The 23,085-nt window shown below is 71.8% G+C and carries 18 protein-coding genes and 1 other RNA gene; 4 read left to right on the top strand and 15 right to left on the bottom strand.

Annotated features, from left to right (window positions below; all coding sequences use genetic code 11):
- The 3 genes from DEJ48_RS24270 to DEJ48_RS24260 all read right to left on the bottom strand — a co-directional run bounded on the left by DEJ48_RS24270 (position 1) and on the right by DEJ48_RS24260 (position 2,570).
- Positions 1 to 444 carry an Imm50 family immunity protein gene (locus tag DEJ48_RS24270; RefSeq protein WP_150218253.1) on the bottom strand — a complete coding sequence of 148 codons (444 nt, stop codon included), beginning with the start codon at positions 442 to 444 and terminating at the stop codon, positions 1 to 3.
- 140 nt (positions 445 to 584) lie between these two features.
- Positions 585 to 1,181 (bottom strand): hypothetical protein, encoded by a 597-nt coding sequence (locus tag DEJ48_RS24265; protein WP_150218250.1) that lies wholly within the window; start codon positions 1,179 to 1,181, stop codon positions 585 to 587.
- A gap of 381 nt (positions 1,182 to 1,562) precedes the next feature.
- Complete coding sequence (locus DEJ48_RS24260) at positions 1,563 to 2,570, bottom strand: LysR family transcriptional regulator (protein WP_150218249.1); 1,008 nt, start codon at positions 2,568 to 2,570, stop codon at positions 1,563 to 1,565.
- Positions 2,571 to 2,696: 126 nt separating this feature from the next.
- Between DEJ48_RS24260 and DEJ48_RS24255 the strand changes: the two genes are divergently transcribed.
- Positions 2,697 to 3,959, top strand: a complete 1,263-nt coding sequence (locus DEJ48_RS24255; protein ID WP_150218247.1) for an MFS transporter — start codon at positions 2,697 to 2,699, stop codon at positions 3,957 to 3,959.
- On the opposite strand, the gene dacB is transcribed toward DEJ48_RS24255, so the two are convergent.
- From dacB to ftsE, 8 genes are all read right to left on the bottom strand, one after another.
- Positions 3,871 to 5,475, bottom strand: a complete 1,605-nt coding sequence (gene dacB / locus DEJ48_RS24250; RefSeq protein WP_190537559.1) for a D-alanyl-D-alanine carboxypeptidase/D-alanyl-D-alanine-endopeptidase — start codon at positions 5,473 to 5,475, stop codon at positions 3,871 to 3,873. The two genes, DEJ48_RS24255 and dacB, sit on opposite strands and share 89 nt — an antisense overlap.
- A 248-nt stretch (positions 5,476 to 5,723) precedes the next feature.
- Positions 5,724 to 6,506 carry a collagen-like protein gene (locus DEJ48_RS24245; RefSeq protein WP_150218245.1) on the bottom strand — a complete coding sequence of 261 codons (783 nt, stop codon included), beginning with the start codon at positions 6,504 to 6,506 and terminating at the stop codon, positions 5,724 to 5,726.
- On the bottom strand, positions 6,503 to 6,775 hold the full coding sequence (locus DEJ48_RS24240; RefSeq protein ID WP_150218243.1) for a hypothetical protein: 273 nt from the start codon (positions 6,773 to 6,775) through the stop codon (positions 6,503 to 6,505). The genes DEJ48_RS24245 and DEJ48_RS24240 overlap by 4 nt, the downstream gene beginning before the upstream one ends.
- A gap of 169 nt (positions 6,776 to 6,944) precedes the next feature.
- Positions 6,945 to 7,333: a transfer-messenger RNA gene (ssrA, locus tag DEJ48_RS24235) on the bottom strand.
- A 119-nt stretch (positions 7,334 to 7,452) separates the two neighbouring features.
- On the bottom strand, positions 7,453 to 7,974 hold the full coding sequence (gene smpB, locus DEJ48_RS24230; RefSeq protein WP_150168503.1) for an SsrA-binding protein SmpB: 522 nt from the start codon (positions 7,972 to 7,974) through the stop codon (positions 7,453 to 7,455).
- Between the two features lie 18 nt (positions 7,975 to 7,992).
- On the bottom strand, positions 7,993 to 9,189 hold the full coding sequence (locus DEJ48_RS24225) for a S41 family peptidase (RefSeq protein ID WP_150218241.1): 1,197 nt from the start codon (positions 9,187 to 9,189) through the stop codon (positions 7,993 to 7,995).
- A 78-nt stretch (positions 9,190 to 9,267) separates the two neighbouring features.
- Positions 9,268 to 10,185, bottom strand: coding sequence for a permease-like cell division protein FtsX (gene ftsX / locus DEJ48_RS24220; protein WP_150218239.1), 918 nt, complete (start codon positions 10,183 to 10,185; stop codon positions 9,268 to 9,270).
- A 52-nt stretch (positions 10,186 to 10,237) separates the two neighbouring features.
- Positions 10,238 to 10,927 carry a cell division ATP-binding protein FtsE gene (gene ftsE, locus DEJ48_RS24215; protein WP_150168509.1) on the bottom strand — a complete coding sequence of 230 codons (690 nt, stop codon included), beginning with the start codon at positions 10,925 to 10,927 and terminating at the stop codon, positions 10,238 to 10,240.
- Between the two features lie 228 nt (positions 10,928 to 11,155).
- Here ftsE and DEJ48_RS24210 point away from each other — a divergent pair, with 228 nt between their 5' ends.
- The gene (locus DEJ48_RS24210) at positions 11,156 to 11,347 is read left to right on the top strand and encodes a hypothetical protein (RefSeq protein WP_150168511.1); all 192 of its coding nucleotides are present in this window, start codon (positions 11,156 to 11,158) and stop codon (positions 11,345 to 11,347) included.
- 176 nt (positions 11,348 to 11,523) lie between these two features.
- Here the strand turns inward: DEJ48_RS24210 and DEJ48_RS24205 are convergent, their stop codons facing one another.
- The 4 genes from DEJ48_RS24205 to DEJ48_RS24190 all read right to left on the bottom strand — a co-directional run bounded on the left by DEJ48_RS24205 (position 11,524) and on the right by DEJ48_RS24190 (position 17,181).
- Complete coding sequence (locus DEJ48_RS24205; RefSeq protein WP_150218237.1) at positions 11,524 to 12,186, bottom strand: LPXTG cell wall anchor domain-containing protein; 663 nt, start codon at positions 12,184 to 12,186, stop codon at positions 11,524 to 11,526.
- 285 nt (positions 12,187 to 12,471) lie between these two features.
- Positions 12,472 to 13,578, bottom strand: a complete 1,107-nt coding sequence (gene prfB / locus DEJ48_RS24200; RefSeq protein WP_150218236.1) for a peptide chain release factor 2 — start codon at positions 13,576 to 13,578, stop codon at positions 12,472 to 12,474.
- Positions 13,579 to 14,040: 462 nt separating this feature from the next.
- Positions 14,041 to 15,279 carry a serine/threonine-protein kinase gene (locus DEJ48_RS24195; protein ID WP_150218235.1) on the bottom strand — a complete coding sequence of 413 codons (1,239 nt, stop codon included), beginning with the start codon at positions 15,277 to 15,279 and terminating at the stop codon, positions 14,041 to 14,043.
- Between the two features lie 216 nt (positions 15,280 to 15,495).
- Positions 15,496 to 17,181, bottom strand: coding sequence for a serine/threonine-protein kinase (locus DEJ48_RS24190; RefSeq protein WP_150218233.1), 1,686 nt, complete (start codon positions 17,179 to 17,181; stop codon positions 15,496 to 15,498).
- A 463-nt stretch (positions 17,182 to 17,644) separates the two neighbouring features.
- Here DEJ48_RS24190 and DEJ48_RS24185 point away from each other — a divergent pair, with 463 nt between their 5' ends.
- Complete coding sequence (locus DEJ48_RS24185) at positions 17,645 to 21,397, top strand: FHA domain-containing protein (RefSeq protein ID WP_150218231.1); 3,753 nt, start codon at positions 17,645 to 17,647, stop codon at positions 21,395 to 21,397.
- A gap of 222 nt (positions 21,398 to 21,619) precedes the next feature.
- Positions 21,620 to 23,014: an ABC transporter substrate-binding protein gene (locus DEJ48_RS24180; protein WP_150218230.1), complete on the top strand. Its 1,395-nt coding sequence runs from the start codon at positions 21,620 to 21,622 to the stop codon at positions 23,012 to 23,014.
- Positions 23,015 to 23,085: the final 71 nt, after the last annotated feature.

Here is a 23,085-nt window from a genome sequence, read left to right as displayed (position 1 = left end):
TCAACCACGGGGCTCGTCCATGTATGCGGAGAGCTTCGAGATGTATACGGATTGAGCTGATGCGCGGACCCGTACGTCCGTCGAGGCGATCTCAAGGTGCACCTTCTCACCACTGGTGAGAACGATATCTCCGACGGGGGCGACAGAGAAGCCGCTCAGCTCCACATCACTCAGTCCGCCGAACACCAACTCGACCTGGACAGTGTTGAACCGTTGCGCAGCCCACTTCTTGGGTGCCCGTTCCGGATATTCGCGGAGATCGAACCGTACACGAAGCTGCGGTCCGTCCCTGTCCAGTGCGACGGAGTGAATACGCACGTCACTCAACGGCGGCACGGCCCCGCTGAACACCGAGGCGATCCCTTCAGGGTTCTCTACCAGGGAAGTCCAGGACATGACGATCGACCACTCCTCGTACTCGTCAGCCGCAAGAGGTATCAGCACCGGAAGGCAGGGGCGACGCAGCTGCGCCTTCGCGCGTTGACCCCGCAAACAACCCGCCCGGGCACCGCCCCCGAAGGCGACACCCGGACGGCGACCGGCCGACGTACCTGCCGCACCCGGCAGTTACGTACGCGCCGCCACTACTTCCCCGGCACCTTCCACGTCACCTGCTTGCCGTCCTCCTTGGCCGACCAGCGGACCTCGAGGTCCTTCGAGCCCTCGGGGATCAGGTACGTCTCGCACAGTTCGTGCGTCTCGCCCTTCTTCCAGCCCTCGAGGTCCAGCTCGTCCTCACAGCCGGGCGCGTCCTCGGCGGCGCCGATGAGGAGGCCGCCGCGGGTGCCGTCCGCGTAGATCTCCGTCGTCTCGGCCACGTCCGGCGTGTCCGTGAGCGGGGCGCCTGCCTTGTGCGTGATCTTCATGTGGGCGGTCGCCACGACCAGGCCCTTCGCCTGCTTCGGGTCCGAGACCAGCTTCTTGGTCTCGGCCGCCGTGCCGACGTCGATCTTCTCCGCGGCGACGTCGTACGTGACGGTGGCCTTGTCCTCCTTGACCTGGCCCGTGGTGGTCTCGCCGGCCTTCAGCGTGGTCGGCTCCGCGGGCTTGTTCTGCGACTTGGGCGCGTCCGCCTTCTTGTCGTCCGACTTCTTGTCGTCACCGCCACCGCAGGCGGTCAGGGCGAGGGCGAGCACGGCGACGGGCGCGGCGATGCGCAGCGCGGTCTTCCTGTAAAGCAAAGGAACTCCTGGCAGAGGGTGGGCCCGCCGCGCGGCATGCGGTCGTCCGGCGCGTACAGCGGGGAAGAGCCGTCAGCTTAGGAGTCGGCTACACGCAGCGTCGAGATCATTACGATGCATCACCGACACCGCGTTCGCGAATGCGATGGCATAGGCGCAGCGGGTGCGTAAATCCGACACGTATCCAGCAGTACGCCCGCCCACCAACCATTCACCGAAGCGAATTCGATCATTCGGTGCAGATCCCGCCACCCCTCCTCCACCCGTACCGAACGCCCCATTTACAGCGGCATTTCGATCGATTGCGGACCCTCCGCCCCACGTAACGTTCGCACAACGTCATTGCGTGGCCATTGTGAAGACCGCCGACGTCAGCGCCGCTCAGGTCATGACGAGCGCATCCGCCGCAGGAAGCCAGCCATCCGCCGGCCTCGCCAGCCACCCCTCCTCGGCCGCCAGCGACGCCGCAGCCTCCCGCAAGGCCTCAATGCCCGGATGGAGCAGGCCTTTTCGCCAGACGAGTGAGACCGGTGAGAGCGGAACGGGGGCGATCAACGGCCGCAGCTCGGCCCCGGGCATCGCCGGGAAGTCCACCACCGCGAGGACCGGGTTCCGATTCTTCGCCATGACGCGTTCGAACTCCTCAAGGCCGACGGCGAGAGGCGCGGGGGGCGCGACTTCGATGCCGCGTCCCTCGAAGAGCAGTCGCGCGAGACCCGTCCACTCCGTCGTCCTCGGGTTGCCCGCCCCCGCGTACACGGTCTCCCCCGCGAGCGCGTCGAGCGGCACTTCGTCGAGCTCCGCCAGCGGATGACCGGTCGGCAGCAGCACCGCCATCGGCTCGTACCGCACGGGCTGGTGGTCGAGCCCGGCCCGCAGCGCCGGGTCGAGCCCCGCGTACCGCCCGAAGGACACGTCGAGCCGCCCGGCGACGATCTCGGCGGCGGAACCGGCGAGCCCGCTCTCGAAGCGCGCCATCAGCTCGCACTCGGGGGCCAGCGCGCGGGCCCGCTCCAGGATCCGGCCGAAGACCAGGCCGGGGCTGTTCAGGTCGACGAGGAGCGGGCGCGCCGCGCCCGCGGCGGCCGCGACCAGGTCGTCCTGGGCTTCCAGGACGCGTCGCGCGTACGGCAGGAGCCGCTCGCCGTCGGCGGTCAGCGTGACCTGCCGCGTGCTGCGCGCGAAGAGCTCGGTCCCCAACTCCCGTTCCAGACGCCGAACATCGCGGCTCACGGCCTGTTGCGCGACGTACAGCCGGGCGGCCGCCCGCGTGAAGTGCAGCTCCTCCGCCACGGCGACGAAGGCACGCAACAGCCTCGGGTCCACATCGCGGCGGGACACGACGACTGGTTCCGCACGGCGGGACGCGGAAACTGGCTCCGGTGTCATCGCTGGAACCTACAAGGCGCCACAACCACATACAACAAAGCGTCACCACCACTTACAACACCGACGTGTGAATCAGCGCCCAGAAGGTGTTGGACCCCGTCCCGCACCCCCGGCGAGGGTGTCCACATGCCCCACAACCCGTACTCCCGCCTCTTCGCGATACCCGGCGCCACCGCCTTCACCCTCGGCAACCTCGTCGCACGGCTCCCCATGGGCATGTTCAGCGTCAGCGCCGTCATCATGATCTCCGGCGCCCGCGGCTCGTACGCCCTGGCCGGGGCCGTCACCGCGACCGGGCTCGCCGCGACCGCCGTCGTGGCGCCCTGGACGGCGCGGCTCGTCGACCGTCACGGGCAGGCACGCGTCGCAGTCCCAGCCACCCTCGTGGCCGCGCTCGGCTCGCTCTCCCTGGTGCTGTGCGTGCGCTACGGAGCGCCTGACTGGACGCTGTTCGCGTCGTACGCGGCCACGGCCACGACGCCCAACACCGGCGGCATGTCACGGGCCCGCTGGGCACACCTCCTCAAGGGGGACGCGCGGGCCGTGCACACCGCGAACTCCTTCGAGCAGGCCGCCGACGAGCTCTGCTTCATGCTCGGTCCCGTCCTCGCCGCGTTCCTGTGCGGCACGTTCTTCCCCCAGGCCGGCACCCTGATCGGTGTGGTCCTGCTGGTGACCGGCGTCCTCGTCTTCGCCGCCCAGCGTGCGACGGAGCCCCCGCCACACGACCGTCGGGACCCCACGGACACGTCCGCCGCGACGAAATCGCTGCTCCGCGCGCGTGGGATGCCCGCTCTGCTGATCGGCTTCCTCGCCACCGGTGCCGTCTTCGGCTCGCTCGAAGTCGTCACGATCGCCTACGCCGACGGGCAGGGGCACAAGGCCGCCGCGGGCGTCGTCCTCGCGCTCCAGGCCGCGGGTTCCTGCGCGGCGGGGCTCGTCTACGGGGCGGCGAAACCGCGCGGGTCCCTCGGCCGCCGCCATGTCCTGTGCGCGGCCGCGATGGCGGCCGTGATGACGCTGCCGCTGCTCGCGGTGGCGTCGACCGGATCGCTGATCGTCCTCTCCGTGGCGCTGCTGTGCGCGGGGATGGCGACGGCGCCCACGATGGTCACCGCCATGACGCTGGTGCAACGCCGCACCCCCGAGGGGCGGTTGAACGAGGGCATGACCCTCGCCGTGACCGGCCTCCTCGGGGGCATCGCGTGCGGCGCGGCGTGCGGCGGCTGGGCGGTGGAGCACCTGGGCACCGCCGCGGGCTACGGCGTGCCGGTCGCCGCCGCCTGCTGCGCGCTGCTGCTCAGCAGCGCGCAGGCTTGCGCCACGAGCACTCGAGCTCGGCTCCGGCGCCGCCGTCCCGCTCCGCCGCACGTGTCGAGCGCGGTGTGACCGGGACGGCCCGGTCCTCGGTCGAGGAGGCGAGGGTCACCACGATGGCGTCCTCCAGGGCCTTCACGGAGGAGGGCAGGTAGTTGTTCAGGATGATGCTGAAGACCAGCTCACGCCCGTTCTTGTCCTTGACGTAGCCGGACAGCGCGGACGCGCCCGTCAACGAGCCGGTCTTCGCGTGGACGTTGAGGGCGGCGGGGGTCCCGCACATCCGTGTGCGCAGTGTGCCGCCGACGAACTTGTCCGGGTCGCAGGCCACCGGCAGGGACGTGTACCAGTCGGCGAACCACGGCTCGCTCTTCGCCGAGCGCAGCAGCTTGATGTACTGCTCCGCCGCGACGTTGTCCTTGCGCGAGAGTCCGGATCCGTCGACCTGGCGGATCTTCCCCGGGTCGACGTCCGCGGTCTTCAGGTAGCCGCCGATGGCGGTGATGCCGTCGCTCCAACTCCCGGGTCTGCTGGTCGCCTTGTGGCCCATGGCCTTGGTGAGGCTCTCCGCGTGCATGTTGTTGGACAGCTTCATGAACGGGATCATGAGGTCCTTGAGCGGCATCGAGTCGTGCGTGGCGAGCCTGCGGGCGTCCCGCGGGGTGGCGATCCCGGCCCGGGTAGGCCCGTTCACCTTCACGCCGTGTGCGGTGAGGGCGTCGCGGAAGACGGCGGCCGCGTACTTGGTGGGCTCCCAGACGGTGACCCACTCCTTGGTGGTGTCCCCGCCGACCGGGACGGTGCCGCTGACGGTGATGACGTTCTTGCCGTGCTGCCGTTCCACGGCGACGGTGTCGGCGCCGCCCCGCGCGACGGTGGTCGCGCGCAGATCGATGTCCACGTAGTCGGTCTTCGGCGTCACGCGCACGCGCGGCTTGGCCCCGGCCCGCGCTCCGGGCTCGACCTCGACGATGACGGTCCCGGTGTCGTAGTCGGTGTCGGGTGCCACGCTCAGGGCGCTGATCTGCGCGGCGTAGTACGAGGACTCGTCGTCGCCGCCCCAGGTGTCGCCGACGCGCTTGTCGTCGAAGCGGGTGTCGTCGGCGACGAGCCGCCCGGTGACCCGCTTGATCCCCGAGTCGGCGATCTTGGCGGCGAGTCGGTCGTAGTCCTTGGCGAGGGTCGTGGGGTCGCCGGTGCCCCGCAGGTAGAGGTCGCCGCGGAGCTCGGAGCCGCGCCGCTGCGCGGTGGTGCGCACGTCCGTGGTGAACCGGTGGCCGGGGCCGAGGAGTTCCATGGCGGCGGCCGAGGTGAGCAGCTTGGTGTTGGAGGCGGGCATCAGACGGCCGCTGGAGCGGTGCTGGTACAGGACGTCGCCGGACGCGGAGTCGGCGACCACGACACTGGCCACGCCGCCCTCCATGCGCGGGTCGGCCAGGATGGTGTCGATGGCTTCGGGGAGCCCCGACCGGTCGGAGTCCGCGCCGGCCGGAGATCCGGCGGAGAGCCCGGCCGCCGCGACGGCGAGCACGGCGGGCCAGATCCAGTGGCGCATGCGGGTGTTGACGCGTCTCACGGGTCTACTCATGACCCTGGAGCATCCCGGACGCGGCCGCCTCGCAACAGACCCCACTCCGGCCGCGTCCCCGGAACGTACGAGACGCCCTGCCGCATCCCGCTCGCGTCCGGTGCGTGCGATCGCGAGGCGGAGGGTCGCCCCGATACTGGTTGTACCGGGGCGACCCGACAATGCCGCTGGGGGTCCCCCCGCGCCCTTCAGGCGTGGGGGAGTGCGTGCCGGGCGCCGCGGGGCAGGCGGGACTTCCGACAGGGGCCCTAGTGGTCCTGCAGGCGGCGTCGTTGGGGCGGGAGAGCGGTCAGGAGGGTCAGGGCGGGGGCCGGTCCCGTCGGGCCGTTGTTCGTGCGGCGGCAGACCAGGGCGTCGGGGTCGCCGGACGGCTCCTGGAGGCTGTACCCGTCCGGGCAGGGCGACCCCGGGTCCCCCTTCTCGCCCCTGTCCCCCTTGGGTCCCTGTTCGCCACGCGGGCCCATGGCCCCGGAGGCACCATCCGCACCGGGAGGACCGGCCGGTCCCATCGGTCCCGTCTGCCCCTGGTCGCCGCTGCGGCCGTCCTGCCCCACCGCCCCCGGCTCACCGGGTTCTCCCGGCTCTCCGGAGGCGCCCGGTTCACCCGGCTCCCCCTGGGGGCCCCGGTCACCCCGCTCCCCCGCGTCGCCCTGCTCTCCGGCCTCGCCCCGCTGCCCGCCGTTCCCCCGTGCGCCCTTCTCGCCGGGCTTCCCGTCCTGGCCGGGTGTGCCGGGGGCGCCCGCGGGGACCTTGACGCGGCCCGGCAGGTCGTCGACGGCGTCGGAGGGGTCCGGGGCGGCAGGGGTGTCGCCGTGCGCGCGGACCTGGGCGCGCAGGGTGCGTACGTCACGGGCGAGGGTGGAGACGGCCTCCCCGCGCCGGTCCGCCTCCGAGGCGAACTGGTCGGCGCGCCGGTCCCCGGCGTCGATCCGGGCCCAGAGGATCACGGCGGCGCCGGAGAGTGCCAGCAGCACGCAGACGAGGAAGACGGTGCGCCAGCGGCGGGCCAGGAGTCGCTCGAGCTGGGTCACGGCGTGCCTCCGAGCCGTTGGTTGTCCATGAGCAGCCGTGCGATCTCGCTCTGGTCGTGCACGTGCAGGGCGCTCAACTCGGCTAATTTCGCGTCGCGCTCCGCGACCTGGCGTTCCAGCCTGTCCCGCTCGATCTGAAGTTTCTCCGTCAGATTCGAGAACCCCATGAGCGCGTTCTCGCCGCGTTTGCCGAGATACGCCACCACTGCGGCGCCCAGAACCCCCAGTGCGGCGAGAACGGAGCCGAAGAGAGTGACGGTGGCATCCAAGCGCCTGCCTCCTGCTCCTGCCTGTTCGGCCGGGCGCATGCCGCCCGGCCGCTGCGAACCTGGACTAGTTGCACTAACGAGTCACATGACCGGAGGATGTGCTCTCGGCGTCCGGGCATGGAAAAAGCCCCCTGGCCTGGGGCCAGAGGGCTTTCGCCGCACATGGGAATTGTGGAGATGGCGGGAATCGAACCCGCGTCCAACGGTGCAAAAGGAGGGCTTCTCCGAGCGCAGTTCGCTTCGATTTTCTCGGCCCCGGAGATCTCGCGAACAAGTCTCCGACGGGCCCAGTCACTGTTTGATTTCCCATCGAACCCCGTGACCGGGCTCGATGGTTTAGTTCCCTAGATTATGCCAGGATCCGGGCCGGGAACACTCCCGGGCTGACACCCTTTTAGGGTCCTTCAGTCACTGCTTATCAGGCAGCGAGGGCGAAGGACTGGGAATCGCGCTTAGAATTGGCGATTATTGGTTGCGACATATGGTTTACGAGATCATTGCCGCTTCCTCGGCTCGCTTCCCCTGCTTCGACATCCGCTGTCGAAACCGATCATCCCCATGTTGATTTTTCAATCGCACTGCACCTTCGGTGAGGTGCGGTACCCATCGTACGTGACCAACGCCCGACGATGCCAGCCAATTCCCGCGGGGCCGGTGAGATCCGCGGGGCCCGCGGGCTAGGCGCCGCGCTGGCGCCGCTTGGCCGCCTCGATGGCGCGGTTCGTCTCGCGCAGGTCCTGCTTCTCCTTCAGCGCCTGCCGCTTGTCGTACTCCTTCTTGCCCTTGGCCAGCGCGATCTCGACCTTGACCCGGCTGTCCTTGAAGTACAGGGCCAGGGGCACGATCGTGTGACCCGTCTCCTGGGACTTCGACTCCAGCTTGTCGATCTCCGCGCGGTGCAGCAGGAGCTTGCGCTTCCGCGTGGCCGAGTGGTTGGTCCAGGTCCCCTGCACGTACTCCGGGACGTGGATGTTGTGCAGCCACGCCTCGCCGCGGTCGATGTGCACGAACCCGTCCACCAGGGAGGCACGGCCCAGCCGCAGCGACTTGACCTCGGTGCCCATCAGGACGAGGCCGCACTCGTAGGTGTCCAGGATGTGGTAGTCGTGCCGCGCCTTCTTGTTCTGCGCGACCATCTTCCGGGCGGGTGCCTTCTCAGCGGCCTTCGCGGCCTTGCGCTTTACCTTTTCCTTCGCCATAGTGCGGCCATTTTCGCACTACGAGGGGGGTCCGAGGCCAGTCAATACTGTCTCGGCCCGCTTCTCCGCCCCGTCCTCGGCCTCCAGGTCCGGGGTGATGCCCCGCCCGTCGACGGCCCTGCCCGAAGGGGTGCGGTAGTGACCGACGGTCAGCTCCGCGACGGAGCCGTCGGGCAGCCGGCTCGGCATCTGCACCGACCCCTTGCCGAAGGTCCTCGAGCCCACCACGACGGCGCGGCCCCGGTCCTGGAGGGCGCCGGTGAGCAGCTCGGCCGCGCTCATCGTGCCGCCGTCGACGAGGGCGACCACGGGCCGGTCCGTGTCGCCGCCGCGCTCGGCGTGGAGGGCCTTCTGCTCGCCGCGCACGTCGTACGTGGCGACGAGGCCGCCGTCGACGAGCGCGGAGGTGGCGGTGACCGCCTCCGAGACCAGGCCGCCGGAGTTCCCGCGCAGGTCGAGCAGGATGCCGGCGCCCTCGGGGGCCTCGCGCACCGCGGTCCGCACGGCCTCCCCGGAGCCCTTCGTGAAGGCGTCGACCTTGATCACGACGGCGCCGTCGGACGCCTCGGTGACCCTGACGGAGTCCGTGGAGAGCCGGGCCCTGTGCAGCTTCTCGCGCCACGCGCGCGTGCCCCGCTCCAGACCGAGGACCACCGGGGTGCCCGCGCGCCCGCCGCGCAGCAGGGAGAGGACCTCGGTCACGGGGCGGCCCTTGACGTGCTTGCCGTCGATGGAGCGCAGCCGGTCGCCCTCACGGATGCCGGCCCGCTCGGCGGGGCCGTCCTGCTGGACCTTGGAGACCTCGATGTGCCCGTCGGCCGCGCGCCGGGCCCACAGACCGACGCCCGTGTACGCACCGTCCAGCGCCTTCTCGAACTCCTGGAACTCGCCCGGCGAGTACACCGATCCCCAGCGGTCCCCGCTGCGGCTGACGGCCTCCTCGGCGGCGTCCTTGCCCGACTTGCCGTCGGCCATCGCCTCCGCGGCGGCGTCGGCGGCCTCGTCGGCGGTGTCGGCGTCGCCCTCCGGCGCCGCGAGAGCGTCGGAACGTACCGAAGGAGGCGGCTCATTCCGGCCGTCGTCCGCCGCGTCGCTCCAGGAGCCGGTGGCCGCGCCGGTGACGAGGACGCTGGCGAAGACCAATGTCAGGGTCGCCCCGCGGCGGATGCGGCGGGGCCCGGGGAACCGTTCGGCGAACCGGTCGAGGCCTGACATGACGGTGAGTCTAGGACAACGAAGGGCGCCGCACGGTGGGTTGAACCGCACGACGCCCTGCCACGCTGAGGGCTCTTGTCACACCTTCAGGTACTTGCGCAACGCGAAGAACGCGGCAAGCGCGGGCATCAGAAGGCCGATCGCGAGCACCAGCGGCAGCTTGGCCAGGACCGCGTCCCAGCCGAGGAAGTTGATCAGGTTGATCTTCTCGGAGAGTTCGAGACCGTGGTCGATCATGAAGTACCTGCCGACGAGCAGCATGCCGCAGGCGAGTCCGCCGCCGATGAGACCGGCGACCGCGGCCTCCATGATGAACGGCATCTGGATGTAGAAGCTCGACGCGCCGACGAGCCGCATGATGCCGGTCTCACGTCTGCGGCTGAACGCCGAGACGCGCACGGTGTTGACGATCAGCATCAGCGCGACGACGAGCATCAGCGCCATCACCGCAACGGCCGCCCAGTTCATCCCGTTCAGCAGCCCGAAGAGGTTGTCCAGATAGCCCTTCTGGTCCTGCACGGCCTGCACGCCGTCACGCCCGGAGAAGGCGGTCGCGACCACCTGGTACTTCTCGGGGTCCTTCAGCTTGATGCGGAACGACTCCTGCATCTGGTCGGGCGTCAGCGAGCTGGACAGCGGGGAGTCGCCGAACTGCTCCTTGTAGTGCTTGTAGGCCTCGTCCGCCGACTCGTGGACGACCTTGTCCACGACGGGCATCTTCTTCAGATCGCCGAGGATCTGGTCCTTCTGCTCGTTCGTGACGGCGCCCTTGGCACACTTGGGGTCCTGCGCGGCGTCGGCCTTGTTGCACAGGAAGATCGAGACGTTGACCTTGTCGTACCAGTAGCCCTTCATCGTGCTCACCTGGTCACGCATGAGCAGCGAACCGCCGAACAGGGCGAGCGAAAGCGCTACGGAGACGATGACCGCGAAGGTCATCGTGAGATTTCGGCGGAGACCGACGCCGATCTCCGACAGGACGAACTGGGCGCGCATGGCGGCCTTTCAGTGGATCAGGTGGATCAGACGGAACGGGCGAGCTGAGCCGTCAGTGCTGGTAGCCGTACACACCGCGCGACTGGTCGCGGACGAGACGGCCCTTCTCCAGCTCGATGACCCGCTTGCGCATCTGGTCCACGATCTGCTGGTCGTGGGTGGCCATCACGACGGTGGTGCCGGTCCGGTTGATCCGGTCGAGCAGCTTCATGATGCCGACGGACGTCTGGGGGTCGAGGTTGCCGGTCGGCTCGTCGGCGATGAGGAGCTTGGGGCGGTTGACGAACGCGCGCGCGATCGCGACGCGTTGCTGCTCACCACCGGAGAGCTCGCCCGGCATCCGGTCCTCCTTGCCGCCGAGTCCCACGAGATCGAGGACCTGGGGCACGGACTTGCGGATCTCACCGCGGGACTTGCCGATGACCTCCTGCGCGAAGGCCACGTTCTCGCCGACGGTCTTGTTGGGCAGGAGCCGGAAGTCCTGGAAGACGGTGCCCAGCTGGCGGCGCATGTGCGGCACCTTCCAGTTGGACAGGCGCGCGAGGTCCTTGCCCAGGACGTGCACCTGGCCGTGGCTGGTGCGCTCCTCGCGCAGGACGAGACGCAGGAAAGTGGACTTTCCGGAGCCGGAGGATCCCACCAGGAAGACGAACTCGCCCTTCTCGATCTCGAGGGAGACATCCCTGAGCGCGGGGCGGGACTGCTTCGGGTAGGCCTTGGAGACGTTGTCGAATCGGATCACGGATGCACCACGGGTTGCCGGGGGTAGGTGAGCGTGACCATACGCGAACCCGGTACGCGAGCGCAGTCGGCGTCCTGAGTTGCGCGAATTGTCACGCCTGGCGGTGTCGGAAACCGTCATGAAGGGGCGGGCCGCGCCGAAATCCGCGGAAGCTGGCACAGTGGTAGGGGGAACGATTGGGTTCCCCCTAGCGTTGGGCAGGCTGAGACTGTGCGGGAGGAGAAGCGCATGACCCTGGATCGGTTGGTATGCGCGAACTGCGCAGCGCCCGTGAGTGAAGGCCGCTGCCCCGTGTGTCGGGCCAATCGCGAGCGCATGCAGCAGGAGGGCCCCTTCGCGGGGCTCAACCCCGCGGCGTTGATAGCGCTGCTCGTGGTGCTGATCGCGGCGGTCGCGCTGCTGGCGCACCAGTCCGCGTAGGACGGCGAGGCCGCAGGCCCGTGGAGCCCGGCACACAGAGAGTCACGACGCCGTCGGCGGCGTCACACGGAAGGGCCCGGAGCTTCGTGAAGCTCCGGGCCCTTCTTCATGCGTACGTGGCGTCCTGACGCACGTGCCTTACGTGGCGTACGTCACCGCCGCTGCGACCGCGTGGGTCAGGCAGCGGCGCCGCGGTTGCCGACGAGGCGCGGCAGGATGCGGAAGCCGATGCCGCCGGCGATCATCGTCGCGGCGCCGATCAGCAGGAACGTCGTCTCGGTGGCGCCGGTCTCGGCCAGCTCGCCCTTGTCGGCCGCCGGCTGGGCGTTGTTGCCGCCCTGCTCGACCGGCTTGGAGCCGGTGTCGGTCAGGCTGTCCTTGCCCTTGCCCTGCTCGACGGGGTTGGAGCCGCCGTCGGGGTTGTTGTCGTTGCCGCCCCCGCCGCCGTTGCCGCCGCCGGTGCCGTTCTCGTCGCCCGGGTCGGTCGGGTCCGAGGTGGGCGGGTCGGAGGGGTCGGTCGGGTCCTCGGTGGGCTCCGGGTCCTCGGTGGGCTCCGTGGGCTCCTCGGTGGGCTCGGTGGGCTCCTCGGTGGGCTCCTCCGGGTCCTCGGGGCCCGGGATCGTCGGGTCGTCGCCCGGAGGGGTCTCGTCGCCCGGGCCCGGCAGGTCCACGTCCACGCCGACGCCGCTCTCGTCCGCGTGAGCGCCCGCGCTCGCACCGCCGAGGTCGACGCCGACGTCGAGGGCCGATGCGGCACCCGCGGCGGTCAGCGAGGCGCCCGCGGCGATCACTGCGCCTGCGGCTATCCGCGCGACACGGATCCGCGTCTTCTTTGTCATCTGGCTGCTACCCCCAGTAGCTGAATCGTCAGTGAGGCAGCGTCCGGGGCTGCGTCGTCCGCCGGGGGCGATTTCGATCAGCCCCCACAGATCCCACGCGCCCCAGAAATACGCATGCCGCGCGCTAGCTTTTCCACTTTTCACAGCAGCGTCAAGGTCGTTGCGCGCGCGATGTCCGAAATTGGGGGAGTTGACCGGCATACGGAGATGCGACTGTGACGCAAGAGGCAACTGCCGCCCAATGGGCAGCAGTTGCCTTGTCGATAAAGCCGCTCAGGGCCGTATTTACTTCTCCTGCTGCTTGCGCCAGCGAATTCCGGCTTCCAGGAATCCGTCGATCTCGCCGTTGAAAACGGACTCGGGGTTGCCGACCTCGAACTCCGTCCGCAGGTCCTTCACCATCTGGTAGGGGTGCAGGACGTACGAACGCATCTGGTTGCCCCAGGAGTTGCCGCCGTCGCCCTTGAGGGCGTTCATCTTCGCCTGCTCCTCCTGGCGGCGACGCTCGAGGAGCTTCGCCTGGAGGACGTTCATCGCGGTCGCCTTGTTCTGGATCTGCGAGCGCTCGTTCTGACAGGAGACGACGATGCCGGTCGGCAGGTGCGTCAGGCGGACCGCGGAGTCGGTCGTGTTGACGCCCTGGCCACCGGGGCCCGACGAGCGGTACACGTCGACGCGCAGCTCGCTCTCGTCGATCTCGATGTGGTCGGTCTGCTCGACCACGGGGAGGATCTCGACGCCGGCGAAGGAGGTCTGGCGGCGGCCCTGGTTGTCGAAGGGCGAGATGCGCACGAGGCGGTGGGTGCCCTGCTCGACGGAGAGTGTTCCGTAGGCGTACGGGACGTTCACGGCGAAGGTGGTCGACTTGATGCCGGCCTCTTCCGCGTACGACGTCTCGTAGAGCTCCGTCTTGTAGCCGTGGCGCTCCGCCCAGCGCAGGTACATGCGCTGGAGCTTCTCCGCGAAGTCGGAGGCGTCGACGCCGCCGGCCTCCGCGCGGATGGTGACGACGGCCTCACGCGCGTCGTACTCCCCGGAGAGGAGGGTCCTGACCTCCATCTCGTCCAGCGCCTTCTTGACGGACTCGAGCTCGGACTCGGCCTCGGCGCGGGTGTCCGGGTCGTCCTCCTCCTCGGCCATCTCGAAGAGCACGCTGAGGTCGTCGATGCGCCCACGGAGCGCTTCGGCCTTCCTGACCTCCGCCTGGAGGTGGCTCAGCTTGCTGGTGATCTTCTGTGCCGCGTCGGGGTCGTCCCACAGGGACGGTGCGGCCGCCTGCTCCTCGAGCACGGCGATATCGGCCCTCATCTTGTCGAGGTCCAGGACGGCCTCGATCGACTCCATGGTCGAGGAGAGGGACTTGAGCTCTTCGGATACATCGACGACTGCCACGACTCCAGCGTAACGGTTCCGGCAACCGTGACTCGGCGCCCCCTCCGGGGCGGGGCCCCTCCGCCCTGCGGGCCGCCGCGCCTCACTCGCGCAGTTCCCCGCGCCCCTGCCCCGGTCGCCTGCGGGCCGTCGAGGGTTGCTCGCGCAGTTCCCCGCGCCCCTGGGTCACCCTCCGGGCGGTCGGAGCGTCCTTGCGCGGTCCCCCGCGCCCCTGACCCGGTCATCTGCAGGCCGTCGTGGGTTGCTCGCGCAGTTCCTCGCGTCCCTGGGTCACCCTCCGGGCGGTCGGAGCGTCCTTGCGCGGGCCCACGCGCCACTGGGTCGCCCTTCGGCTGGGCGGGGCGTTCTGGTGCGGGGCGCCGGGGGCTGCCTAGGGGCGCGGGGAACTGCGCGGCCAGCCAGCGGCTGTCCGCACTCGGGAGCGCGCGTCAGGTCTGACCTGGCGTCCGGCGCAGGCGGGGGTCAGGGGGTCTGGGGGGCTGAGTTGCCTGGCTCCGACGGGGGGGTGTCGTCGTCGCTTGTGGCGACCCACGTGCCTACGCCGGCCGCGGCCACGAGGACGACGCCCGCCACGCCGAGCGTGATCCTGCGCCGCCGCGCGGACGTGCGGTTCTTGGCGGAGCCGGGGCGGGCCGCGCCCGAGGCGCGGGGGGCGCGGGCCGTGCCGCGGGCGCCGCCTGCGAGCTCGTCGGGGCCGGGGACACGCATGGACGTGTGCGTGTCGCGGTTGGAGTCGGCGGAGGCGGAGCCGGGGACGAGAGGGACCGCGCCCCGCCGGGGCGCGGTCTCGCGGGGCTCGGGCGGGGCCGAGTCCTCGTACGCCTCCTCGGCCTGCGAGGACTCCGTGTCGGGCTCGTCGACGTCCAGCGGCGGCATCCCCGCGACCAGCGGCAGCAGCTCCCGCAACCGCGAGGCCAGCTCGGAGGCGCGCAGCCGGGACGCGGGGGCCTTGGCCAGGCACTGGACGAGGAGCTGCCAGAGCTCCTCGGGGATGCCGGGGAGGGGGACGACGGTTTCCGTGACGTGGCGGCGCAGGACCGCCCCTGGGTGGCCACCGCCGAAGGGGGTGAAGCCCGCGAGGAGTTCGTACAGGACCGTGGCGAGCGCGTAGATGTCGACGGCCGCGCGCGGCGGGAGGCCCTCGATGATCTCGGGGGCGAGGTAGTCGGGCGTGCCGATGATCTTCGTCGCGCGGGTGCGCCGCGGGGAGTCGATCAGCTTGGCGACGCCGAAGTCGGTGAGGAGGGCGGGGTGGGAGCCGCCGGGTCCGAGGGGGCCCTGCATGTCCAGGAGGACGTTCTCGGGCTTGACGTCGCGGTGCACGATGCCCGCGGCATGCGCGGCGGCGAGCCCGTCGGCGACGTCCGCGACGATGGCGACGGCGGCCTCGGGAGCCATGCGCCGCTCACGGTCGAGCCGGGTGCGCAGGTCCGTGCCGCGGACGAGGTCCATGACGAGCGCCAGGTCGTTGCCGTCGACCACCAGGTCGTGGACGCCCACCACGCGCGCGTGGTCGAGGCTGAGCAGCGCCGTGCGCTCCTGGACGAAGCGGCCGACGAGTTCCTGGTCGGAGGCCAGGTCCTCGCGCAGCAGCTTGATGGCGACGGGGCCTTCGGGCCCCTCACCGAGCCACACCGTGCCGGCGCTGCCACGGCCCAGGATCTGGTGGGCGGTGTACCGGCTGCCGATCTTGCGCGTCAAGACTGCTCCTACGGATGCGTGTTGGCGACAAAACTACGCGGCCTTGCCGCCAACCTTCACTCCGGGAGCAGAAATCACTCTGCAGATGTCGACAAATCCCCAACCCCGGCAGCGGATCCGCCTCCGAAGTCGTCCGGGGACGCGTCTGGGGCCTGTGCCGGAAGTCCCGCCTGCCCCGCGGCGTCCGGGCGGACGACGGGACTCCCGACACAGGCCCTAGTTGCCGCCGATCTTGCCCATCCAGCCGCTGACCGTGTCGTACCAGTCCTGCAGCTGCTCCCAGTACCCCTTCGTCGTGCCGATCCAGTCCTGGAGCGGGCTGAACTCCCAGACCAGCCAGCTCGCCACGAAGAGGATGACGATCGTGAAGAGGCAGCCCTTGAGGCAGCCGAGGCCCGGGATCTTCATCGGGTTGGCGCTGCGCTGCCTCGGCTGACGCGGCTCGCGGGGCTCCCGCGTGGGGCGCGGGGCGGGCTGCTGCTGCGGCGGGGCCTGCGGCGGCGCGGCGTACTGCTGCGGCTGGTGCTGGGGCTGGTACTGCTGCTGCGGCGCGGGCGCGTACTGCTGGCGCTGCTGCCGCTGGCCGCGCGGCTGCTGCGGCGCGTACTGCTGCGGGTGCTGCTGCTGTTGGGGGCGGGCGACCTGGCGCTGGGGGCGGCGGCGCAGCGGGTCCTGGTCGGGGTCCAGGTGCGCCTGGTACTGCGTCTGCTCGTTGCGGTCGCGGGCCGCGGCCATCTGGCTCTGCCAGGGGTGCGGGTCGTTCGGGTCCGGTCCGGGCCCGTTCGGCGGGACCGGCGGCATGACCGCGGTCGGGTCGGCGTTGCCGCCCCGGTTGTTCGGCAGTACGGAGGTCGGGTCGGCGTCGCCCGATCCGTGGCCGCCCGTGCTCTGCATGACGCTGGTCGCGGCGTTCGGGTCGTACGAACCCGCGTTGTTCGGCAGCACCTGCGTCGGGTCGGCCGCGCCCGGGGTCTCCGGGACGTGGGCCGGCGACGGGTCCGGCATGAGCAGCGCGCCCACACCCTCCGCGGCGGCGATCTGCGCCGGGGTGGAGTGCACGCCGACGCCCTCGGCGACGGCGCGCAGGCCGCGGGCGAGGTTCTCGGCGCTGGGGCGGCGGTCCGGGTTCTTGTCGAGGCAGCGCTCGATGACCGTCCACAGCGGGTCGGGGACCGTCGAGGGGCGGCGCGGCTCGGCGCTGAGGTGCTGGTGCAGGACTTCGAGGGCGGAGCCGCCGGAGAACGGCGGGCGTCCGGTGACGAGCTCGTACAGGAGGATGCCCGCGCCGTAGATGTCGACGGCGCTGGTCTGCGGGCGGCCCTCGGCGGACTCCGGCGCGACGTACGCGGGCGTGCCGACGAACTCGTGCGTACGGGTCAGGCCCGGGGAGTCCGCGAGGCGCGCGATGCCGAAGTCGGTGAGCATCGGGTGCATGCCCTGGCCGTCCTGCTTGAGGAGGACGTTCGCGGGCTTCAGGTCGCGGTGCACGACGCCGTCGGCGTGGCTGGCGGCGAGCGCGTCGGCGATCTGGGCGGTGAGCAGGGCCGCGGCGACCGGCGTGAACGGGCCGTTCTCGCGCAGGTAGCGGTGCAGGTCCGGGCCGTCGACGAGGTCCATGACCAGGGCGAGGAGATCGCCCTCGACGACCAGGTCGCGCGTGCGGACGATGTTCTCGTGCGTCAGCCTGAGCAGGACGGACCGCTCTCTCAGGAAGCGCATCACGACGTCCGCGTCGTTGGCGAGCTCTTCCTTGAGGACCTTGATCGCGACGGTCTCGCCGGGCTGACCCGGAACGGCCGCCTCGGCACCCGCGGTCTCCCGCTGGCGGGCTCGCCAGACGGTGCCCGTGGCGCCGCGCCCGAGCGGCTCCTCGAGCAGGTACTTGCTGCCTACCGGCCGCACGTCATGCGCTCCCTGCTGGTCTGGCTGGTCCCGACCCGGACGCTGGTCCTGTCCGGGGGGCTGTCCGATGGTGTTCCGACCCACTGTAATGCCGTCGAACTTGGCACCGGCCGGTCCGATTCCGCCCGGCCTTTTTCTTTCCGGGGCATTCCGGATCGTTGTTCGGTGGAAAGACGCTCGCACGTGGCCATTGGTTGCCGAGTGGTTCCGAATCGGCCTCGACGAGTGGTTCCGGATCGGCCTCTGCTCAAGAACGCCCGGAGATATCCGCAACGGTCCAAGCAGGCACTTTTCCGAGCAGAGCCGACCAATCAAGATCACTTACAGGTGGCCGCCGGGCGTGTTGTCAGTCGCAGGTGCGAGGATGCCCTCAGTACTGGCCGACGTGCCCGTGTGCGGTGGGGGGAATCACAGCGCGTGCCCCCGTGCCGGGCGCCCAGCGCAGAAGGGACCGCTGACGGCGATGCAGATCCGGCTGACCGTCCTCGGGCCGCGCAGCGGCCAGACCGAGCGGCAAGACCGCCCCGCGGCGGCGACCGATCAGGGGGCGACCGATCCCCGGGCCGTCGGGCCCCAGGGCGCCTGTGACGTCCTGGTCACCGCCCCGGCCGGGACCGCGCTCGCCGCGGTGGCCTCCGGTCTGGCCACGACAGTCGCGGGCAGCGACGCCCCCCTCGTGCTGTACGCGGGCCCGGACCGCCTCGACGCCCAGCGCTGCACCCTCGGCGAGCCCCCCTTGATCGACGGAGCGGTGCTCTCGCTGGGTGCCCCCGCCGAGCCGGGGCCCGAACTCGCGGGCGCGCCCGCCCAGTTGCACGTGGTCGCGGGGCCGGACGCGGGCGGGGTCCACCTCCTGCACGGCGGCCGGATCCAGGTCGGCCGCTCCGCGGACGCGGACGTCCCGCTGGACGACCCGGACGTCTCGCGCATGCACTGCTCGGTCACGCTCACCCCGGACGGCCGGGTCACGGTCACGGACCTGGGCTCGACGAACGGCACGGCGGTGGACGGCAAGGAGATCACCGACCGCCCGGTGCGGCTCTCCCCCGGCTCGCTGCTCCGCATCGGCGAGTCCGCGCTCCGTCTGACGGACGGCGCGGGAGGCCCCGGCTCCGGTGCGGGCACGGCGCTCGCGACGGCGCCGGACGGCGAGGGCCATGTGCGCGTGCGGCCCGTCGGGACGGCCCCGCCCACCCTGGTGGAGGCGGCACCGCACGGCTCCGCCGCCCACCAGGCGTACGGCCCGTCGGGCTGGGGCGGCACCGGCGGTGAGGGCGCATACGACACCGGCGGCGCCCAGGGTGCGCACGGCGCCCGGAGCCCCCAGGGGGCGTACGGCGCGGCGCATGCCCACGGATCACAGAGCTCGTACGGGGCGTACGGAACGCAGCCCGCGCCGGTCGAGCACGGCGGCGGCACCGAGACCCCCGTCGTGCCGCATCAGGGCACCGCCCCCGACACCGAGCGGACCCGCACCGGCACCCCCGCGCGCGGGACGACCGTCCCCCGCAACCTGCGCAAGCGCGGCGGGCTCTCGGCCTGGGCCCGGCGGCTGACGGGCGGCCGGGACGGCGGCCCGGACCACGATCCGTACGACGGCCCGGACGGACCCGACGAGTACGAGGGGTACGGGGAGTACGGAGGGCACGACCGCCACGACGGCCCCCACGAGGCGTACGCGGACGGCGGGCACGCGGGCGACCGCGCCCCGGGGCCGCTGGGCCCCTCCCCCGAGGACCTCGCCATAACCGCGGCCGCCCGCACCCCCGAGGCGTGGCCCGATCCCGCCGCCCTGCTGCTCACCGCGCTCGGCCCGGGCCCCCGCCTCTGGGAGCGCGGCCCCGGCCACCCCGAGGCGCTCGCGGTGCGGCTCGGCACGGTCGACCGCGCCCTGCCCGCCGCCGACGGGCGCGAAGGGCTGCTGCCCGCCGTCCCCGTCACGGTCGGGCTGCGCGAGGCGGGCTCGCTGGGCCTCGCCGGGCCGCGGGACCGGCTCACCGGCCTGGCCAGGGCGGTCGTCGCCCAGCTCGCCGCGCTGCACTCCCCGGACTCCCTGGAGATCGTGCTGATCAGCACGGACCGGGCCCGCCCGGTGGCCGGGCGCACCGCCGAGTGGGCATGGCTCGGCTGGCTCCCCCACCTGCGGCCCGCGCACGGCCAGGACTGCCGCCTCCTCCTCGCCTACGACCGCGACCAGGCGGCGGCCCGCGCGGACGAGCTGATCCGCCGCCTGGACGACCACATCGCCGACAGCGGCACGGGGAGCGCGGGCGTGGCAGCGACCGGCGCCCGCACGGTCGTCGTCGTCGACGGCGACCCCGGGTCCGCGACCCTGCGCGAGTCCACCGTCCGGCTCGCCGCCGAGGGCGCGCAGGCCGGCATCCATGTGGTGTGCCTCGCCGAGACGGTCGCGGCCTCCCCCTCCTCCCCGGTCCTGGACACGTACGAGGCGGCCTGTTCGGTGGCGCCCGCCTTCCGCGCGTGCGGTGCGGTCGCGCTCCTCAGCGGCGATGTGGCGACCGCGCTGCGGCTGATGCGGACGGCGGGCGGGCGGCCCGCGGGTCACGGCACCGTCGCCGCCGTGGACGCCGTCTCGGCGGCCTGGGCCGAGCGGTTCGCGCGGGCCCTCGCGCCGCTGCGCACGGACGGCACGGCCGTCGAGGGCCACGCGCGCGTGTCCGCGCCGCTGCCCCGGACGGCCCGGCTCCTCGACGAGTTGGGGCTCGCCAGGGCCACGCCCGCCTCGCTGATGGCGCGGTGGGCGGCGGCTGCCGACGACCCCGAGGCTCTCGGCGGGCGTGCCGCGGCCGTGCTCGGCGCGGGGCCGCGCGGCCCGGTCGTCGCCGACCTCGGCGCCGAAGGACCGCACCTGCTGGCGGAGGGCCCGGCGGGCAGCGGCCGTACGGAACTGCTGCGTTCCGTCGCCGCGTCCCTCGCGGCCGCCGAACGCCCCGACCGGCTCGGCATCGTGCTCGTCGACGGGCGGGACGGTGTCGGCGCGGGCGGGGCCGTCGGGCGGCAGGGCACGGGGCTCGGTGCCTGTACGGACCTGCCCCACGTCACGACCCACCTCGTCGCCAACGACCCGGTGCGGATGCGGGCGTTCGCGCAGTCCCTGGCCGCGGAGCTGAAGCGGCGGGCCGAGCTGCTCGGCAGGCTCGGGTTCGCCGAGTGGCACACGCAGCGGGAGGTGTCGGGGCGGATGGTGACGCAGCGGTCGCAGTCGGCCGCGCCGGGCGCCACGACGGCGTCCACCGCGCCGGTCTCCCCGCGCGGCGAAGTCGGTCCCACGGCCTCCGCCCGCTCAGAAGCCCCGGCCCAGGCCCAGGCTTCCGCGCCCGCCGAAGCGACCCGTCCCGGGAGCTCCCCCTCGGTGCCCGCCGCCCGCTCCGGAGCCGCCCCGTCGGCCACCCGCCCCGGGAACTCCCCGTCCGCGGCCCCCGCACGCCCCGAGTCCACGGCCACCCATCCCGCGAACCACCCCTCTGGGAACTCCCGCCCCACGAACGCCGCCTCGGCGGCCTCCGTACGCCCCGAAGCCACGCATCCCACGACCTCCCCGTCCGCGAACTCCCACCCGGCGGCCTCGTCCCCCGCGCCCTCCGTGCCCGCGCAGGGGCTGGACGGGGACCTGGACCCGGCGCCCAGCGCCACGATGCGGCTGCGGCCTGCGTCGGCGCGGCAGCGGGTGGATCCCGGGCCGCCGCTGCCCCGTCTCGTCGTCCTCGTCGACGACTTCGACGCGCTGCTCGCGCCCGCGCTCGGGTCCCCGGGGCGGCCCGCGGCGGGTTCCGTCGTCCGCGCTCTTGAGGCGGTCGCCCGGGACGGGGAGCGCCTCGGCGTGCACCTCGTGGCGACCAGCGGGCGCAGCGAGCGGGTCCTGGAGACCGAGCTCGGGCAGCGCGCGTCGCTCCGTGTGGTGCTCGACGCGGTGGCGTCGGGCCCCGAGGAGCCCGCGCCCGGGCGGGGCGAGCTCCGCTCCCCGGACGGCCGGGCCACGGCTTTCCAGGCAGGCCGGGTCACGGGGCGCATTCCGCGTACGGCGACGCTGCGGCCCACGGTGGTGCCGCTGGAGTGGGAGCGGATGGGCGACCCGCCGGCCCGGCGTCCGGTGCGCGAGCTCGGCAACGGACCGACGGACCTGGCCCTGCTGGCCAGCGCGCTGGAACGGGCGGCCCGCTCCGTCTCCGCGGACCAGGTGCCCTCCCTGCTCTGACCCCACCCCGACCACCCCGAACCCCACAGCCCGAGCGGGAGCAACGCACCACCACGTCCGCCCCGAACCTGACAGTCCGTGCAGCTCATCCCAAACCCCATGACGCCACGTCACAACGCCATCACGATCAGCGAGTTGACAGCGCAGGCCATCTTGCCGCCCCTCCCCGCGCGGGCGTAGACCAGAGCGCACGGGACTCGCCAGGAAGAGAACGGGGCAGTGATGCGCAGCACTCTTCGTACACGCAGGGCACCGCTACATCGGCGTACCACCGCCAGAGTCGCCTCGGCCGTCGTCGCGGGCGCGCTCGCGTTCACCGTCGCCGCGTGCGGCGGCGACGACAGCGACGACGGGGACAAGGGGAACAAGGGGACGGACGACGACACCGCATCCTCGCTGCAACTGCCCGAGCTGGACGGGGAGAGCGTGTCCGTGGCCGCTGTCTGGGGCGGTGCAGAGCGCAAGGTGTTCCTGAAGGTTCTCGACGAGTTCGAGAAGCGGACGGGCGCCGGCGTGTCCTTCGTGCCCGCGCAGGACCCGATCATCAGCTTCCTGGAGTCGAAGGTGGCTGGCGGCCAGCCGCCGGACGTCGCGATGCTGCCGCAGGTCGGCGCGATCGAGCAGGCCGTGGCGAACAAGTGGGCCAAGCCGGTCGGCACCGAGGCGCAGAAGCAGCTCGACAAGAACTACTCGAAGGGGTGGCAGAAGCTCGGCGCGGTCGACGGCAAGCAGTACGGCGTGTACTTCAAGGCCGCCAACAAGTCGCTGGTCTGGTACAACACCGCGGTGTTCGAGAACGCGGGCGTCAAGGAGCCGAAGACCTGGGACGCGTTCATGAAGACCGCCCAGACCGTGTACGACTCCGGGGTGCCGCCGGTATCGGTCGCGGGCGCCGACGCGTGGACCCTCACCGACTGGTTCGAGAACATCTATCTGTCGCAGGCGGGTCCTGAGAAGTACGACCAGCTCGCGCAGCACAAGATCAAGTGGACGGATCCGTCGGTCAAGGAGGCGCTGACCACGCTCGGCGAGGTCTTCGGCACGAAGGGGTTCGTGGCGGGCGGCGCGAAGGGCGCGCTGCAGACCGAGTTCCCCGTCTCCGTGAAGCAGACCTTCACCGGCGGCGACCAGCCCAAGGCGGGCATGGTCTTCGAGGGCGACATGGTGTCGCTGGCGATCTCGGAGACGAAGGCGAAGGTGGGGACGGACGCCAAGGTGTTCGCGTTCCCGGCGGTCGGCGACGAGTCCCCGGCCGTGGTGGGCGGTGACGCCGCCGTCGCGCTGAAGGACAGCAAGGGCGCGCAGGCGCTGCTCACCTTCCTCGGCTCGCCGGACGCGGCGAAGATCTGGGCCGAGGCGGGCGGCTTCATCTCGCCGAACAAGAGCCTGGACATGGCGGCGTACCCGAACGATGTGCAGCGCAACATCGCGAAGAACCTGATCGCGGCGGGTGACGACATCCGCTTCGACATGTCCGACCAGGCCCCGCAGTCCTTCGGCGGCACGCCGGGCAAGGGCGAGTGGAAGGCGCTGCAGGACTTCCTACAGGACCCGAAGGACGTGGCGGGCACGCAGAAGGCGCTGGAGACCGCCGCGGCCAAGGCGTACAAGGACTGACGCGGTGGCGTCCGTGAACGCCGGGGGTGCGCCGAAGACGGCGCCGCCCCCGGTTCCGACCCCGCGCAAGA

It is taken from the genome of Streptomyces venezuelae, assembly GCF_008642315.1.
GTDB lineage: Bacteria > Actinomycetota > Actinomycetes > Streptomycetales > Streptomycetaceae > Streptomyces > Streptomyces venezuelae_D.
This window is presented reverse-complemented; position numbering and strand designations above follow the sequence as displayed.